Origin of the sequence: Halobacteriovorax sp. (assembly GCF_048381875.1) — a bacterium.
In the GTDB taxonomy this organism is placed as follows: domain Bacteria; phylum Bdellovibrionota; class Bacteriovoracia; order Bacteriovoracales; family Bacteriovoracaceae; genus Halobacteriovorax_A; species Halobacteriovorax_A vibrionivorans.
Genome location: NZ_JBLXBP010000001.1, coordinates 387,834 through 404,363, shown reverse-complemented (window position 1 = coordinate 404,363; position 16,530 = coordinate 387,834). Strand labels below are relative to the sequence as shown.

Here is a 16,530-nt window from a genome sequence, read left to right as displayed (position 1 = left end):
CCTCTTATGAAAGAGGCCTTTTTTATTTCTTAATCATTAGCTTCTTTAAGAGCCTGAGTGATCATTTCAGTAAGCTTTCCAAGTCGCTCTTCTTGTTGATTTGGATATTTTCTGTCACTGCTCTCAAGTGCGCTTAAGTCTTCACCTTTAATTGAAGGGGCGAGTATTTCTTTAATCATATACTCACGTGCTCTTTGTCCAGAGCGTGTCTTTGTTAGGATATCCCATTTGAAGTCTTTACGATCAATAATATTAAGAATGTCACCAAACTTCACTTTGAACTCTCTAAATAGTCCTCCAAAGCCACTTGATCTTCTTCTCATCTTATTTAATTGTATTTGAACTAGGCCTTCAGCAAGTCCATCTCCAAATGATCCTTCTCCAGTATCTTTTGTTAGGGCCTCGGCCAATAACTCTCTAAGTCTTGTGTCTTCTGCCAGATTATCTAATTCACCCTTTTCAATTTTATCAAATATATACGATTTTAATTGCCTACCTTCAGGCGTTGCTAAAATATCAGTTAACATGCGATTATTTGTAATCTCGTCAATCTTTCTATTAAGAAGGTTAGAGCTATCATTGTATTCGTTTAACTCTGTTTTAAAGGTTTCATTAAGAGTCATTCCTATTTGAGAAGCGATGACGTTGTCCATGATAGGGCTATTCATAAAAGCTTGCGTATTTTCTTGTGTTGTAGCATTTGGGTTATTTTGAAAATGCCTTGTGAGTGAAATCTTTGCGTTATAAATATGCTGCTGACAGACAGCTGTATTATTGTCGCAAGAATATTTCATCGTTTCCCCAAGAAGCTCAAGTGTTGAAATCAATTCACTATTAGGAGTTCCTGATGTCTCTTCATTACTTTTATATTCTTGTGCTTTATCTTCTCCTGGAATTTGTAGGATAAGATCGATAACTTCATTAATTTCTCTTGGGTTGTTTTGGCCATAAACATGGACAAATCGCTTTTGTAATTCAGTTTTAGCGCCTCTTTCAAGATCTTTTATACAATCATTCATATTCTCAGTAGCCTCGCTAAGTGAAGGAGACTCAAGACGTATAAGACACTTTTCAAATTCTTGGTAGCTATTAGAAGCGAGTAATGATGGTTGTCTTCCATCTTTATTTGCAAAACTATTAAGATCTCCTAATAGTTGAGATGCTATTGTTGTTGCAATTTGTGGTAATTCATCAATAACACATTTTTCAGCATTAGCTTGTGCGTTTTCATCATCTTTAATTCTTGCAAGACAAGGCATGACATTTCTCTTTGCACGATTTGTTAGGTCTAGAACTTTTTGTGGCTCTGAATTAAATAGAGGTGCGATCGACTCTTCTATTATAGTTGGTGCTAATGTAATAAAGGCATCCTTAGCTGTAACAGAGATACATTTATTTGATGCATCAGTAGCATTAAAAGAAGTATCTTTTTCATTTTCAGACATAACCTTATCAAGGCATGTATTTAATTGGTCTTGAATTTGACCACGCTTTGACTCATATTCTTCTTTTGTCATTGTTGACTTAAAGTCACTTACTGTTCCCTCTATGGCCTCAGATGCGACATTTCTTATCAGTAGAGGAGTTAAAGTATCAATTCTTTCATCCATATCTAGTGGAGTACTTGCATTGATATGATTAGAGATTAATTGTCTAACTTCGTTAGTCTTATTCTCGCTTAAGCCAAAGTCTCCAATCTTATCAGAGGCCATCTCTTGTGCGATCGATTCAATAACTGTTTTTTGCGTTCTAAAGGTACAATTTTCAATCTCTTTATTGAGGTTTTCCTGGTAAGTACTCATTGTTTCATACTTTCCTAGGCCCTCATCAAAGCATTTTTTTATCTCTGTTTTTAGTCTTTCTAGTTTTTGACGGTCAACTGCTCGGGATACGAGAGACACATCGATATCTTTTTCTGCTGTTGCCTTATTTATACTGTCTTCTAAGATACTACTAGATAGCTTTTTAATGGCACCTGTTAAGCAGTTGTTTACTAACTTTTCATTTGGCTCTTTCGTTAAGTCTTTGTAGTATTCTTCTTTTGTACGTTGTGCACAAGCTTGATATTGTTCGATTATTTCATCTGTTAACTCATCTCTTCTTTGTTGTGGTAGGTTTAAGTCTTCAAATTGTGATTCAAACTCATTTCTTAAAATTGATTCCGCAGCTGTTAGTGTTGCCATGGCCGTAACGAATTTTGCACATTCATTTCCATCACTCGTCTTACGTGCCTCCATACATGCTCTTAGATGAATGTCTTTGAGTTCTTGAGACAATAGTTGCGCTTCATCTGCACTTAAGTTTTCTACGATTTGTTGATTTGTTCTAACGGCAATTTCAACAACATCACCAGCTGCTACTCTTTGTAATCCATCGATGCAGTCTTTTATTTCATTAGTAAAGCTATCAGTGCTCATTTGAGCTAAAGCAAGGTAGTCTCTGTCATTGTGATCTGCTTTGTTTATCACAGGTGCAAATCGACATGTATTTGTCTTTGAAAGAATGGAAGTTACAATCTCTCTATTATCATCTCTTCCAGTGTATGACTTTAGGGTATCGTTTAAGCGAGTTCTTCTTGTTTCTTGATAACTTGCTATCATTCCCTGGTAAACACATCCTTTAACAGTTGCAGTGGCATCAATAATTTTTTCAAATTTACCTAAGTTTTTATCAAGGCAACCTAGATATTTATTCTTTGCTTTAAGTTTCAAAGAAGAGAGGTCATCTTCAGGTGAAAAATTTAGTCCAATTTGGCGATCTAATTCAACTTCACCAATGGCCGTTGAAATATTATTAGTGAAAGTATTTGCACATTCTTTAACTTGGGAAGAGTTTATTGTTTTTGAAAGGCATACTTTGAAATCATCCATATACGATTTTAGAAAATCGTTTTTTTCTTGTGCCGTTTCAAAAGTTCCCATTTCATCAAGAACCTTATGAACTACTGTTTCAGAGTAGGCGAGGGCCAATTCTCTAATTTTTTCAAAGTTAGATAGATCAAGCTGATTTACTTTATCAAATGTTGCTTTGATCTCTGCTTCACTTAAGTTCTGTGCAATTGCTTCAGTGTTTTTAAATTGACTTAGTAAGAAGTCTTCATCATCAAATGGGTTAACGCTTTCAATGGCCCTAAAGACACCAATAACACCTTTTTCTAAAGCACCCATTGCTTTATCACCCATTCCGGCGTCATTATCTGTATTGTAATTGATTCTCGTCTTAACATTTGTTCGGTGACATTTTGCTTCAAGTTCTTGAAAATCTCGTGCAAGTTGTTCTCGCTCTTCTTCTATTTGTTTGTTTGAAAAGCGCTTTAATATTTCATCTAAATCTTTATTAAGCTGATTTACATCTTCAATTAATTCACTTACACACTGATAAGCACCATGACATATTTCTGATATTGAATCTTGTTCGTAATTACTTGTATCTAAATTTACCTTAAAGTCAGATTCAATTGAGAACTCATTATTTAAACTATCAATATCCTTGAAATGACCATTCTCATCTAATGTACCCATGAGCACAACTTCGTCATCATTCGTATTCTTACAATAGACGGGAGCATTACTTAAATCTTTTTGAAAATTTAAATTTCTTGTATCTTCTTTTAGCCTGTTACTTCTTAAAGGAACTTGTCTTTTGTGGGTTTCAATAAAACAATTTGCTAATGTTGAATTATCGACTTGATTAGAATGCTTTGTCGGGATGAAGGGAAGCTCATCTTCAAATGTGAATAATGTGGAACTTCTTTTAGGACGAAAAGTGTTTATTCTTGGAAGTTTAAATGACGTTAATCCATTGGCACAGCTTACGATATATCTTTGATTTCTTCTACTTCTAGGGTTTACGCCGCCCTGGCAAGAAGGATCAAATAGAATATTGTGTTGATCAATTAAGGTTGCACTACAGATATCTCGAACACTATTGCTCACTGTTGATTCTTTTTGAACCACACATGTTGAAGTCTGCGCACCGTAGGCGAAGTTCAATTGTAGAATGAATGTTAAAACAATAATGATATATCGATACATTTCGCTAAACTTTTCGGCTATGTATGGGTAATACTTGAGTATTTAACGAAAGTTTTTTTGAGAAAAATAAATTAAAAGAGATTAGGGCCTGATATGGAGTCTAAGTAGCTGATAATACCTTTTGCAGCGTATTTTGCATAAAGGTGGTGAAACCAGTTATCCAATACCAAACTAGCTTCAGAGTTATTTGTTAAAAAGCCTGCTTCCAAGAGAATTGAAGGCCTTTTTGAAAGGGCCAAGACATAGAAGAGACCTGGTTTTAAACCTCGGTCTTTCATTTTATAATTCTTTGTTAAGAGTTTACTTAGTTCTCCGTGAACATTATCTCCAAGCTTCTTTGACTCTGGAGCAACTCTTTCAACAACAAGGTCTGTAAGAATATTATTGATAACAACTTCTTTGCCGTGAAGATCTCGGTTTTCGACATTTTCAATCTTAGTTATTGCCGCATCCTTATGATTATTTAAATAATAAGTTTCAAAACCATTTGAGCTCTTATCTGTTGCTGCATTTAAGTGAATTGAAATGAAAATATCGGCCTTGATAATGTCGGCCATATCGGCCCTTTTTTGTAGGGTGATTGTAGTATCGAGAGTTCTTGTTAAATAGGCTCGATGCCTTTTTGTTTCATTGATAAACTTTTTGAGTTTTTTTGCAATTTTTAGTGCGATATCTTTTTCACAAACTACCTTTAGCTTTTTCTTCTTCCACACTTTTGCTTTGGCACCACAGTCTTCACCCCCATGTCCTGGATCTATTAAGACCGTCGCTGCCGTTATATTGGTGCAAATAATTAATGTTGTAATCAATTGAAAGAGAAGTTTTAAACTCATGTATTACCATTATATGGACAAAATCTAGCAGTGCAAATTTATTTTATACAGCTTGTGTATTTTTGCATCGTGAAAGTCTTGTGGAATACTCCATTTGGTGAGGTCTTTGACGTCAAATGATTCTTGAACACTCTCATCAAGCTTAAAGCTGCGTAAATTATTTGAAAAATAGAGGGTCCCATCTTTCTTTAAAAGCTTTGCACAATTATTTATAAGCTCAATATGATCACTTTGAATATCAAAGAGCTTCTCCATTTTCTTTGACTTAGACATTGATGGAGGATCGAGAATGATGAGATCGTATTTTTCTTCTTCTTTTAAAATCTTTTGAGCGTTATGTGCTAAATACTTTAAGACATCTTCTCTTATAAATTTGTGTTTGTTTGGATCGATATTATTTAATTTGAAATTATCTTCTGCCCAATTAAGATAGGTGTTAGACATGTCAACACTGGTAACGATTGCACCAGCGTGGGCCGAGGCAACAGAGAGGCTTCCTGTATAGCAAAATAGATTTAAGACGTTTTTATCTTCTAGCTGTTCATTTGCTAGTTTCTGTCTAAGGGGCCTATGATCTAAAAAGAGACCAGTATCAATATAGCGATTAAGAATTAACTTAAACTGTATTTCACCTTCTTTTGAGTTAAAGACAAGATCTTGGTGTGTGCTCTCTTTTGTGTATTGAAAGGTTTCGTCTTGAACTTTTCTTTCTTTGATAACGATATTCTTTTCACTGTACTCACATTCATTGATTAAGGCGTCGATGAGTAGTGGGAGATGATTTTTCTTCTCATCAATTCGATCAATCTCTCTTCGATAAATCACGCAATATGGGCCATGACAATCGACAATAAATGGGAAGTCAGGAATATCTCGATCGTAGAGTCGATAGGAATCAATTTTATTTTTTCTGGCCCACTTTTTCTTATGTCGATAGAGTTTTTTTATTCGACCATGTATTGCACTCATTTCTGTCCTTGGTAACTAATCAGATTTACGTAAATTATGCTCTAATTTGAAAAAAAAGCAATTACTGGACTCAAGTTATCAGTTAATTCACCCGTTAAGTTGAATGATATTTTAGCTATTTATCAAATTTATTGATAAGTGAGGAGAGATTAATGAAATTATTTGGCAAAAGTGCGCTACTTTTCTGCGCTTCAGTTGCAATAACGTTATCGGCCAATGCCAGTGTTTTTACTTTAGGTGAAATGCTTTTAAAGCCTATTTCAATTAAATCAAAAATTGTAAAAGAAGGTGTTTCAGGGGCATCGGTAACGACATTAAAGGATTCTATTCGTACAAGTGTTGTTTCTTTAAAGCATGGTTATCCTGACTTAAGTACCGCACTGGCCGATATTAAAAATCGTGCAAATAGAGAAGACCAAGCAAAGATTGGTCGTGTTATGGCAGCATTGAAGATGTCTCATAAAGATGTAGAAGGTGAGACTTTTAGAGATGTTGTAAATGATCTCGCTTATATTGCTTCAGTATATGGTGAACAATCTGCAAAAGTTCTTAACTGTTCGTATTGTAAAGCAGATGAACTCGCAACATTAGGTTTTAGTAACAATCTTGTGAAAGTTGCTGATTCAAACTTAATGAGAGTTGTTCAAAGAGTACCTAAAACACCTGCCGGAGTTACAAGATACATTTCCAGATTATCACGAAACAATAATATCAAAGATGCTTCTCGCTATCTAAATAGTAGTGAAAGAAGATCATATGCAATTTTCTTAAGCTTCTCTGAGCAAAGAGCTAAGAAGGAGTATCGTGAATTCTTTAATGCCGTTGCAAAATTTAGCAAAGGTAATTCTAGAGAAGTAACAATGGTCGGGCCAAGAGCTAAAAATTCATTTTGGAAGATTATTGATGGAAAGTTTTCACCTGAAAGAGCTGCAAAGCTTGCAAAGGCTATTGATGAAGCGGCCAATAAGCCTGTTTCACAAAGGGAAGATGCGTTCTTTAAAGAACTGTATAAGGTGAGTGATAAGACTCCTGAGACTCTTTCAAGTATAGAAGAGCTTAAGTCTAAGAAATGTTTTTTTAAGTAATTAATTTTTATTAAATATACAAAAAGGTATGACCTATGAGTAAAACAAACAAAAAATTTAAAGATCTCTATTTGCCAGTTCTTGGAACTGTTGCGATTGGAACTGCTGCTTGGTTTGGTATTTCCCACGTAAAAAATAGTGATTATCGTACGCCATCATCAGATGGTAACTATAAAACGGCCTATGAGGCCTGGGCAGACCTCCAGTATTCTGGGGCAAGCTATAGCGCAAAAGCAGCACTTGTCGATGGTCAGACTCTTCCTGGAATGCTTGGTGGGGTAACTTTTGGTGCAGAAAAAGAGGCATCTTCAAGTTTACTTACACGTGTAATGACGCCACCAACTTCTTATATTAAAACAAAAATTGGAAATTTAAGTGCTGAAAAGCAAGAAGAGTTCTATCGTGACTTTCTTTCTAATTACGCCAAAGATGCTAATGGTTATCGTACATATAAAGATATGTTTACAGGAAAGAAAATCGATCTTGCTTCAGATGTTGTAGATTTAGAGGGGAACCCTAAGGTACTTGATCTTACAGAGCTTAAGGCAACAAATATTGAAGAGGCAAATTTAGATACTCTAAAAACAGTTTTTAATAACCTCTTTGATCAAATGGGGGATAAGCCTCTTTCATTTATTAAACCTACTGTAAGAATGAAAATGTTTAATGGAAATCTACCTGGCCTTCCAGATAAATTTCTTAAACAAAAATATGATTATTCTCAGTGGACTTCTGTTTTTGGAAAGGCGGAAAAATTTATTAATGATGCCCACGCACACGGTGGTGGACAAGGTGGTGGTTGGGAAATCAACTTTCACGCTCAAAACACATATGGTGAGTTTGAGGAAATGGTCGCTTGGTTTAGAGAGTCTCTAGCACAAGTTATTCGTGACCCTCAAACACTAGAGAAAAAAATCAAGCTATTCCAAGCTCCTGGCCACCAACGTATTGTATTTGCAAAACACCCTGAATTAGAAACAGGAAAACTTTCTGAATTCTATCGTATGGTCCAGTCTTATATTGTTCTTAACGGAATTAAAGGTAATTCTGGAATTGAATTTGCAAATTATAAAAGTGTTCAATCTGAAGCAAACTTAAGTAATCTCTATTATGGTGGCCGCGGTGTAATTAGACCTGATGATCAGTGGAAGCCTTGGGTTAGAAATACTGGCGGACTTGGTATTGAATTTAGAGCGGGGACAAAGAATCTTGCGCCGGCCCGTTTTTATCAAACAACACTTGCAGCAAGAATTGCAGCTAATGACTTTAGTGGAATTGCCGACATTGCTGATTATAATTTAAATAGTTCATCCTTTCAGACTGCACAGAGTATTTCAGAGCGTTTTGGAATTGAACAAGACGTTGTTAAGCAGGCCCTTGATAATATGAATAAGGCCGGAATCAAAGACTCTTATCGAGTTATGTATTGGGGATGGACTGAGCCAGGTGTTGCTTTCATCGGTGATACAAAAAGAGAGATTATTAAAAACTTAGTTAAGGATTATACGCAAAAGGTTGCTCTAATGGACCCAAATATGGATCCTTCGCAATTGAAAAATGAAATTCGTGAAATGAATCGTACATGGGTTTCTGCTTCTAAGCTTATTGATGATCTTGAAAACTATATGCGTCCTAAAGATATGGACTATAACGAATTAACAATGGACTTTAAGGCCAAGGTTGATGCTCCTAACCGAGTTAATAATCCGGTTGACGTTAATGATATCGATCTAGGGATTGAGTATTCAGGTAAGTTCCCATTAAGACTTAAGTCAATCACTTCTAAAGAGAGACTTGAAGATGGAAAACGTGCATGGGTACAAACTATTATTGATCTATCTTCACAAGAAAGAGAAGCAATTATTAAGAGAGTTGCTAAGGACCTTTACGATCAGATTGGCGGTGAAGAAGGTGAGCCACCTGTTAAGCTAGAGGTTGATGGGCACGGCCACGGTTTAGATGTAGCCTATGCTATTCGCGACTCGAAAGGTCGTAAGTGGCAAGTTGAGTGGGACGGTATTGGACGTTCGTATACTCCTGAAGGTGAAATCATCGCAGATTCTCCACGTGGTGGAACGATAGAGCTTATTACACCAAAGTTCACACCAACAATTGAAGAAGTAAGTGCAGTTTATAAAGCATTTGAGAAAAACAATGTTCTACCGTCTATTATGGCCGGTGGTGGTCACGTGAATATTGACCTAGCTGCATTTGATGATAACCCTAAGGCCCTTGCAAGATTTTTAACGATCTTCCATGAGCACAGAGGGATTATTTCACTTATGTTCCAGCATATTAATCGTACTCACACTTCTGAACAAATAGAGATTAGTGATACCCTTAAGAATGCGCTAAAAGACTTTAACGGAACAGAGGAAGAGCTTAAAAAACTTCTTTATAATGAAAGATACTTTAACACTCGTTTTGGACGTAAGACACGTTACTTACAACTTGATGTTTCAGCTTATTACCAAGATGTAATTCCTGAAGAGTTTGTAACAGATGATTTCGATATTTCAAATCCTACAACAGACTGGAGAAGAACATTTAGAGTTGACCCGAAAATTAGAAAAGCTGAGTTTAGAATGTTTAATGCGCCAAGAGATGCTGCTGAATCAGCAATGCAAATTAAGCTAGTTCGTGCAATGCTTGATAAGGCAATTAATTCAACTGAGCCTTTAGATGGCGAAGTTGATAATAAAACTCACTTAGATTATGTAAAATCTCCAGCTACTGTTGAAGATGACTTAAAGAAACTTTGTGATGACTTAGGTCTTGATGTAAATCAATTTAGAACTGCTGCAATGGAAGGATTATCAACTTCACAAATTGAGAGTCAGAAGGTCTTCTTTAGAGATATTGAAGAGAAAATGGCTATTCATCCACATCAACGAGGTTGGGGACAGGCCGTTGATGCTAGAAGTGAAGAGAATGCTTTAAACTCTACTGGCCGTCAGTGGACACCAGGTCCTGCAGATGAGCTAAATACAATGAATAATGATCATCGTATTAGAGCTGCTATGGCCGCTCAAGAAATGAGACAAGAAATTGTACCAGCTCGTGAGCTACCTGGAGAGTTTGTTCGAACCAATAGTTGTGACGAATTAATCAATGAAATTCTATAAATAAAAAGGGCCCGTGGAGGGCCCTTTTTTATGCTTGTAAATCTTGAATATAATCCATGAAAACTTGATGTCTTATTGGTTTATAGAGTATGTCGTGTGCTCCCATCTCCTTAACCTCATCTAGTGAGACTTCTTGATGGGCCGTAACGAAAACAAACTTCTTGAAGTTGAGACCTTCTGAAATAAGATTCTTTAGAAAATCAATTCCATTCATTTTCGGCATACGAATATCAGAGAAAATAAAATCGAATTGACCATTCTTCACTTTTTCAAGTGCTTCTTCGCCATTATAAGCGACTTCATAGTCTAGGCCGATTCGATCAAACATATATTGATATAATTCGACTAACTCTACTTCATCTTCTACAAATAAAAATTTCAATTTCTTAACCTTTTTTTTGTTCAATAAGGTGAAGATAATAATAGTTAATTTTTATTTGATTTACAAGACATATTTAGTTTAGTTTAATTAACTATTTAAAATCATTAGTCTTGAAAAATTCCACTTCTTCAAATTTTTCCTGGGCCAGCTTCAAATCCCACTCCGTGCGATAGATAAAGCATATACGCCCTTTTATATCGTAGGCGATATTAGCAGAGTAACGCGACACAAATTCATCTTTCATCTTCTCTGTTGGAATTTTAACCCAGCGAATACCTGTATAAGGGAAACCTTCATATTCTCCTTTTACATTGTACTCATCCTCAAGTCTTCTTTGTACAACTTCAAATTGGAGAACACCTACGGCACCAAGAATCTTTTCAGTTGAATTATGTCTTTTAAACAATTGAACAGAGCCTTCTTCTGAAAGTTGTTGAAGTCCCTTATCAAGCTGCTTTCCTTTCATTGGATCTTTTAATAAAACTCTTTTAAAGATCTCTGGGGCAAAGCTTGGAATTCCTGTAAATTGGATAATTTCACCTTCAGTGAATGTGTCACCAATCTGTAATTTTCCAGAATCGTGGATTCCAATTATATCTCCAGGAATTGCATACTCTGTGATCTCTCTATCTTGAGCTTGAAACATAAGAGGAGTTGCAATCTTTATCTCTTTGCCAGTTCTTGCAAGAGTAACTTTTTGTCCTCTTGTGAATCGTCCAGAGCATACTCTAATGAATGCAACACGATCACGGTGCTTCTTATCCATATTTGCTTGAATCTTGAAGACAAATCCAGTGAACTTCTTTTCACTTGGATCAACCATACGTGTTTCTTCTTTTTCAAATGGGGCCTTAAGTACTTCACGCTCTCCAGGGCCTGGAGCAAATTTTGAAAAAGTATCAAGAACTTCTTTTACGCCAAAGTTATTAAGGGCAGATCCAAAATACATTGGAGTCATGATACCTGCTAGAAATTCTTCTTCGTTAAACTCTGGCATTAATTCTTCAATCATCATTAGGTCTTCTTCAAGTTTTTCTAGAAGAGTTTCACCTACAAATTCTTTAATATGATCCGCTTTTAAATCGCTTGCATCGATAATATTTGGGCTAAACGGATCTTTAGCATCTTTAAAACTCATAATAGTTTTATTGCGAAGATCGTATACACCTTTGAACTCAACACCTGAGCCAATTGGCCAAGTCATTGGAACACATTGAATTGAGCAAGTTTTCTCCACATCGTCGATTAGCTCAAACGGGTCAAGAGCATCACGATCAAACTTATTACAAAAAGATACAATAGGAGTGTCTCTCATTCGACAGACTTCCATTAACTTCTTTGTCTGTGCTTCAACCCCTTTTGCTGAATCAATCATCATAAGAACACTTTCTACAGCTGTGAGAGTTCGATAAGTATCTTCTGAGAAGTCCTTGTGACCAGGAGTGTCAAGTAGGTGCATGGCCCTTTCGTTATATGGGAATGACATAACTGAAGAAGTAATAGAGATTCCACGCTCTTTTTCCATCTCCATCCAGTCAGATTTAGCATAATTACCTTGCTTACTTTTTACCATCCCCGCGCTTCTTACAACTTGACCAAACCATAATAGCTTTTCTGTCATTGTTGTCTTACCGGCATCCGGGTGAGAGATGATTGCAAATGTTGCTCTTTTTAAATCTTCCATAGTTACTTCTTTCTTGTCTTTTCAGTTAGTATTTTATTTGTTTTCTTTCGTTTCTATAAGGGCCACTTATATCTGAATTAAGCTTTGTTAATAACAAGGCTTAACAGTTCAAGACCCCTTTGTAATATTTACACGTGCAAAAATGATAGGTTGTAACTTCCAAAATCACATCGTATAAATCACAGACATATGTAGCAGGGATTGATGAATAAACATATCGATAAAGTTGTGTTGTTGTTCTTTGTTCCCCAAATTCGTGTTAATTTTCGTGTTGTTGTTTATTCTCGAATTATTCGTATGTTTTTCAATTCCTGCTACTTCAATATATAAACGCCAGTCACTGACTGGCGTTTTTTATTTCTATGCTTCTTTTATTTCTCTGTGTTTCTTTCTGATCATTTCAACTACTTCGATTGCATCATTTAGCCTTAATTGCTTAGGCGAAACTTCGTCACTTGGTAGCTCCCACAATTCTTTAAGCTCTGTGTAGAATTTTAGATTCTTATTGGCCCATACCTCATCTACTTTCTTTATTGGTGTAAAGTGCGGTGCTGTTTGAAGAACTTCTGGAGAATCGCTTAAAACATTCTTGATTGCAATGAGTACATCACAGAATTCATCTAATTCTTTTTTAGTAAATGATTCAGTTGGCTCGATCATTAAACCAAAAACTTCAGGGAAGGCAACTGTTGGAGCATGAAGTCCAAAGTCTAAAAATAGCTTTCCAACCTTTGCAATGATTTGATTCTTTGGTGTCCCAGATTTTTCAATATGAGCAAACATATCATCACTTAATGTAATAATAAACTCATGCATTCTCGGTGTATTGTCTGCACCAAGAGGTAGCATTGGATATACATCTTTAAGTTTATTAAATAAGTACCTTGCACTTAAAACTGCAATTTGTGACATCGTAACAACGCCGTCTTGACCGAGGGCCTTAAGGTAAGTGTATGCACGAACTTTGTGGGCAACATTTCCATCGTGACGGTGAAAGTCTCCGATGCATTTTTTTGCACGTACTTTTTTAAAGCTTCCATCTGAAAGTTTTTCAACTTGAGTACCTGGTATATAATCAACGAGTTTGTCACTTACTGCTACAATAGCATCTCCTGGTCCACCTCCACCATGTGGAATAGTCCAAGTTTTATGTAGGTTATTATGGCAAGCATCAACACCAAGCTTTTCTAGAGAGACAATACCTGCAATTGCATTCATATTGGCCCCATCCATATACACAAGCCCATCTACTGAGTGAATTAGGTCTGCAACTTCTTTGAAGTTTTCTTCAAAAACACCTGCTGTATTTGGATTTGTAACCATGATACCGGCAATGCGATCACCATCTGTTTTAATAATCTCTTTTAATTGCTCAAGATCAATTTGACCTCTTTGGTCAGCATCAAGAGTGATAATTCCGACTTGTTTTCCATCCACTTTACCAGGAACAAAACCTGCCACTGCAGCAGTTGCTGGGTTAGTTCCATGCGCTGATTTTGGTATTAAGATAACATTCTTAGTTTGCGCATTTCCTTTATCAGCATGGTATGCTTGAAACATTTTAATACCAACAAGCTCTCCTTGAGCTCCTGCAACTGCTTGAGTTACAACACCTGGTAGTCCTGTGATGGCCTTAAAGTCTTCTTGAATATTATAAAGGAGCTCAAGAGTTCCTTGAGTGTATTTATCATCTAGGTCTGGATGGGCCATTGTGAAGCCTTTTAGACCTGCTGCCCAGTCATTTACGTATGGGTTATACTTCATTGTACACGAACCTAGTGGATAGATTGCATCATCAGGAGACACATTTAGTTCTCCACATTTATCATAGAAGGCCTTTACTTCTTCTAATGTAAATTGAGCTATCCCAGGTGCTTCTGTACGTAGGAACTTTTCTGGTAAATCAGGCATGAATACATCTGCATTTTCATCACCTGTGAAATTATTTTTAAATACGCTAATAAGCTTGTCGATATCTTCTTGTGAATGAAGATCACCAAATGAAATCTTTAATAGATTTCCTTCTAGCCCGTGGCGTCCAGTGATATCTTTTCCTATAACAATATCATCATTAGAGTTGATGAAGTCTTTTACTGGCCTATTGATTTTTAGAACGACTTCATTGAAATAAGGCGCATTAAAAGCTAATTCAACACCATCAAGGTGTAAAATATTAGCAAGGAAGTATTGTGTGTTTTGTCTTGAAATTCCAAGCTTCGTTTCTAGTCCTTGATCACCGTGAGCAAGAAGGGCGGCTCCTGCAATTGTTGCAACAAAAGATTGGTTCGAACAAATATTACTCGTTGCCTTCTCTCGACGAATATGTTGTTCACGAGTCGATAGAACCATTGCTAGACATTGTTTATTATTCATATCAACTGCATTACCAACATAGCGGCCAGCAGTTTGACGGATTTGATTCTTGTTCTTTTCGTTAAATCGAATACCGAAAATACCAAGACCAGGTCCTCCGTAATTTGCATCAAGACATAAGTGTTGGCCTTCACCAACAATCATTGTGACACCTGACTTGTCACTTCCGTACTCACTTGGTTTTTTTAGTCCTTTGTTTGCAAGAAGAATTGGATCAATAATTGCAATAGATGACACGTCATTTTCTTGGCATAAATCTGTTAGAGCATCGACATCTTCTAGAAGTCCAAGAGAGTTTACTTGTCCAAAGGCAAATGCAGCGATATCGTTATTTGTAGTAAGGATCTCTTTTGTAATTTCGAAATCAATAAGTCCGCTTTCTTTATTAATAGGTGCCCATAAGATTTCTAATCCAGTATGTGCAGCATTTGTTTGAATTACACTTCTGTCTTGTGGGTAAATTGCCTCACTTAAAAGAACCTTTGTTTTTTTTCTAGCTAAACGAACACCTGTTTTAAGTGCTTCAAATAAGCAAGTTGATCTTTCATAAAGAGAAGAGTTAATTGCTTCAAAACCAGTTAGTGCAGTTATTGCACTTGAATAGATCCAAAGAGTGTTTAGTGTTCCCTGAGACCTTTCTGGTTGATATGGAGTATAGGCAGTAGTAAGTCCGCGGATATTACATACGTAAGGAACAATATCGTGAATCTTATACTGTGGTAGTCCATCTCCTAAGTAATTAGTAGGGATGTTATTTTTCTTAGAGAGTGTATCTAAATTTGCTACTAGCTCGTCGTAGTTAAGGCCCTTTTCTAAAGCGATCTTTTCAGAGAATTTAACGTCATCTTTGATATGTGAAAAAAGCTCATCTAGAGAATTAAGACCTAGCTCTTTTAACATTGATTCTATGTCGTTATCACTAGCGCTAATATAATTCTTTGCTAGCTCACGGTTTATATCCTGAGAGTTTACCTTCAAACTTCTAGGATCAAATCCTAATTTATCGATTGTTGCATTAGAAACGTCTTGTGTGTGTGACATCCATTCTCCAATTGTGTTATAAATTGTGTCTCAATTAAGAATGATTTTATAACATAGAAACAACAGGCCATCTACTTGATTTTAATATGAAAAATGACGTAAAACTAACACCTATTCAAATTCTTGTTCATGGCATTGATATTAATATGAAATCATTAGAATCTCAGAACGATGCACTAGGTCTTTGGGCCAAACAGTTAAGAGATTTTGGTGTCGAATTTGAGATTTGTTCAAGCTTAACTGATGAGGTTTCTTATTATTTAGATTTTAATGGTGAACAGTTAAGTTTAATTGATTTGAAAAAATCATCTAAGCTAACACTGGATTGGGCCAAAGAATTACAATCACATCTTAAAAAACGCTATGCAGTTACTAAGGAGCCTCTTTTTCGAGCTCTAAAGCTCAAGGGTGATGATTTAGCACATAATCAAATTATTGATGCAACAATGGGGACAGGAAAGGATGCTTGTTTATTATTAAGTTTTAAATGCAAGTTAATTTGTTTTGAAAGAAACCCATATGTCTTTGCGTTAGGATTATGGGCCTATCTGCAGGCCTGTGCTAGTGACGACGAAATGATTGCTCAAACCTTTAAAAATCAGATGAGGCTAAAATATGGCCAGGCCTATTCTAGTGAAATTCCAGCTGGCTACGATCGCTGCTTTTATGATCCGATGTATGAATCAGGTAAGTCCAAAACAAAGAGCGCCCTTAGCCGTAAGGAAATGGAAACATTCAAAGAACTTGTTGGAAGTGACGAAGACCAAGCTACTATTTTATCTGAATTATGTAAGAAATTTAAGTTGGTTTGTTTTAAGAGGCCATTGAAAGCACCTAATTTAGAACTACCGGATGATTCTAGGTGTCAGAAAGTTGTCTATACAGGTAAATCCACACGTTATGAACGTTATTTTATCCCTTAAATACTCCTAAGAAATCATAGTCTTTTGATAAAGTTATTGTTATCATTTCAAGCGTTTAGTTACGAATTTTATTCAAAGGAT

9 protein-coding genes are annotated in these 16,530 nt (G+C 36.0%); 3 read left to right on the top strand and 6 right to left on the bottom strand.

The features are described from left to right. Positions 1-29: 29 nt before the first annotated feature. From ACN5L8_RS01835 to ACN5L8_RS01825, 3 genes are all read right to left on the bottom strand, one after another. A complete protein-coding gene (locus ACN5L8_RS01835) occupies positions 30-4,034 on the bottom strand; it encodes a hypothetical protein (RefSeq protein WP_419172147.1) in 4,005 nt (1,334 codons plus the stop codon). A gap of 71 nt (positions 4,035-4,105) precedes the next feature. After that, positions 4,106-4,867, bottom strand: coding sequence for an N-acetylmuramoyl-L-alanine amidase family protein (locus tag ACN5L8_RS01830; RefSeq protein ID WP_419172146.1), 762 nt, complete (start codon positions 4,865-4,867; stop codon positions 4,106-4,108). A gap of 24 nt (positions 4,868-4,891) precedes the next feature. Beyond that, positions 4,892-5,836, bottom strand: a complete 945-nt coding sequence (locus tag ACN5L8_RS01825) for a class I SAM-dependent methyltransferase (RefSeq protein WP_419172145.1) — start codon at positions 5,834-5,836, stop codon at positions 4,892-4,894. A gap of 152 nt (positions 5,837-5,988) precedes the next feature. Between ACN5L8_RS01825 and ACN5L8_RS01820 the strand changes: the two genes are divergently transcribed. Together ACN5L8_RS01820 and ACN5L8_RS01815 are read left to right on the top strand one after the other, a co-directional pair. Continuing rightward, complete coding sequence (locus ACN5L8_RS01820) at positions 5,989-6,921, top strand: hypothetical protein (protein ID WP_115362834.1); 933 nt, start codon at positions 5,989-5,991, stop codon at positions 6,919-6,921. A 35-nt stretch (positions 6,922-6,956) separates the two neighbouring features. Next, positions 6,957-10,046: an amidoligase family protein gene (locus tag ACN5L8_RS01815; protein WP_419172144.1), complete on the top strand. Its 3,090-nt coding sequence runs from the start codon at positions 6,957-6,959 to the stop codon at positions 10,044-10,046. 28 nt (positions 10,047-10,074) lie between these two features. Here the strand turns inward: ACN5L8_RS01815 and ACN5L8_RS01810 are convergent, their stop codons facing one another. From ACN5L8_RS01810 to gcvPB, 3 genes are all read right to left on the bottom strand, one after another. Next, the gene (locus tag ACN5L8_RS01810; RefSeq protein ID WP_115362830.1) at positions 10,075-10,428 is read right to left on the bottom strand and encodes a response regulator; all 354 of its coding nucleotides are present in this window, start codon (positions 10,426-10,428) and stop codon (positions 10,075-10,077) included. Positions 10,429-10,519: 91 nt separating this feature from the next. Next, positions 10,520-12,112 (bottom strand): peptide chain release factor 3, encoded by a 1,593-nt coding sequence (locus ACN5L8_RS01805; RefSeq protein ID WP_115362828.1) that lies wholly within the window; start codon positions 12,110-12,112, stop codon positions 10,520-10,522. Positions 12,113-12,472: 360 nt separating this feature from the next. Beyond that, positions 12,473-15,526, bottom strand: a complete 3,054-nt coding sequence (gene gcvPB, locus ACN5L8_RS01800; RefSeq protein ID WP_419172143.1) for an aminomethyl-transferring glycine dehydrogenase subunit GcvPB — start codon at positions 15,524-15,526, stop codon at positions 12,473-12,475. A gap of 86 nt (positions 15,527-15,612) precedes the next feature. Between gcvPB and ACN5L8_RS01795 the strand changes: the two genes are divergently transcribed. After that, positions 15,613-16,449: a class I SAM-dependent methyltransferase gene (locus ACN5L8_RS01795; protein WP_419172142.1), complete on the top strand. Its 837-nt coding sequence runs from the start codon at positions 15,613-15,615 to the stop codon at positions 16,447-16,449. The last annotated feature ends 81 nt before the right edge of the window (positions 16,450-16,530 follow it).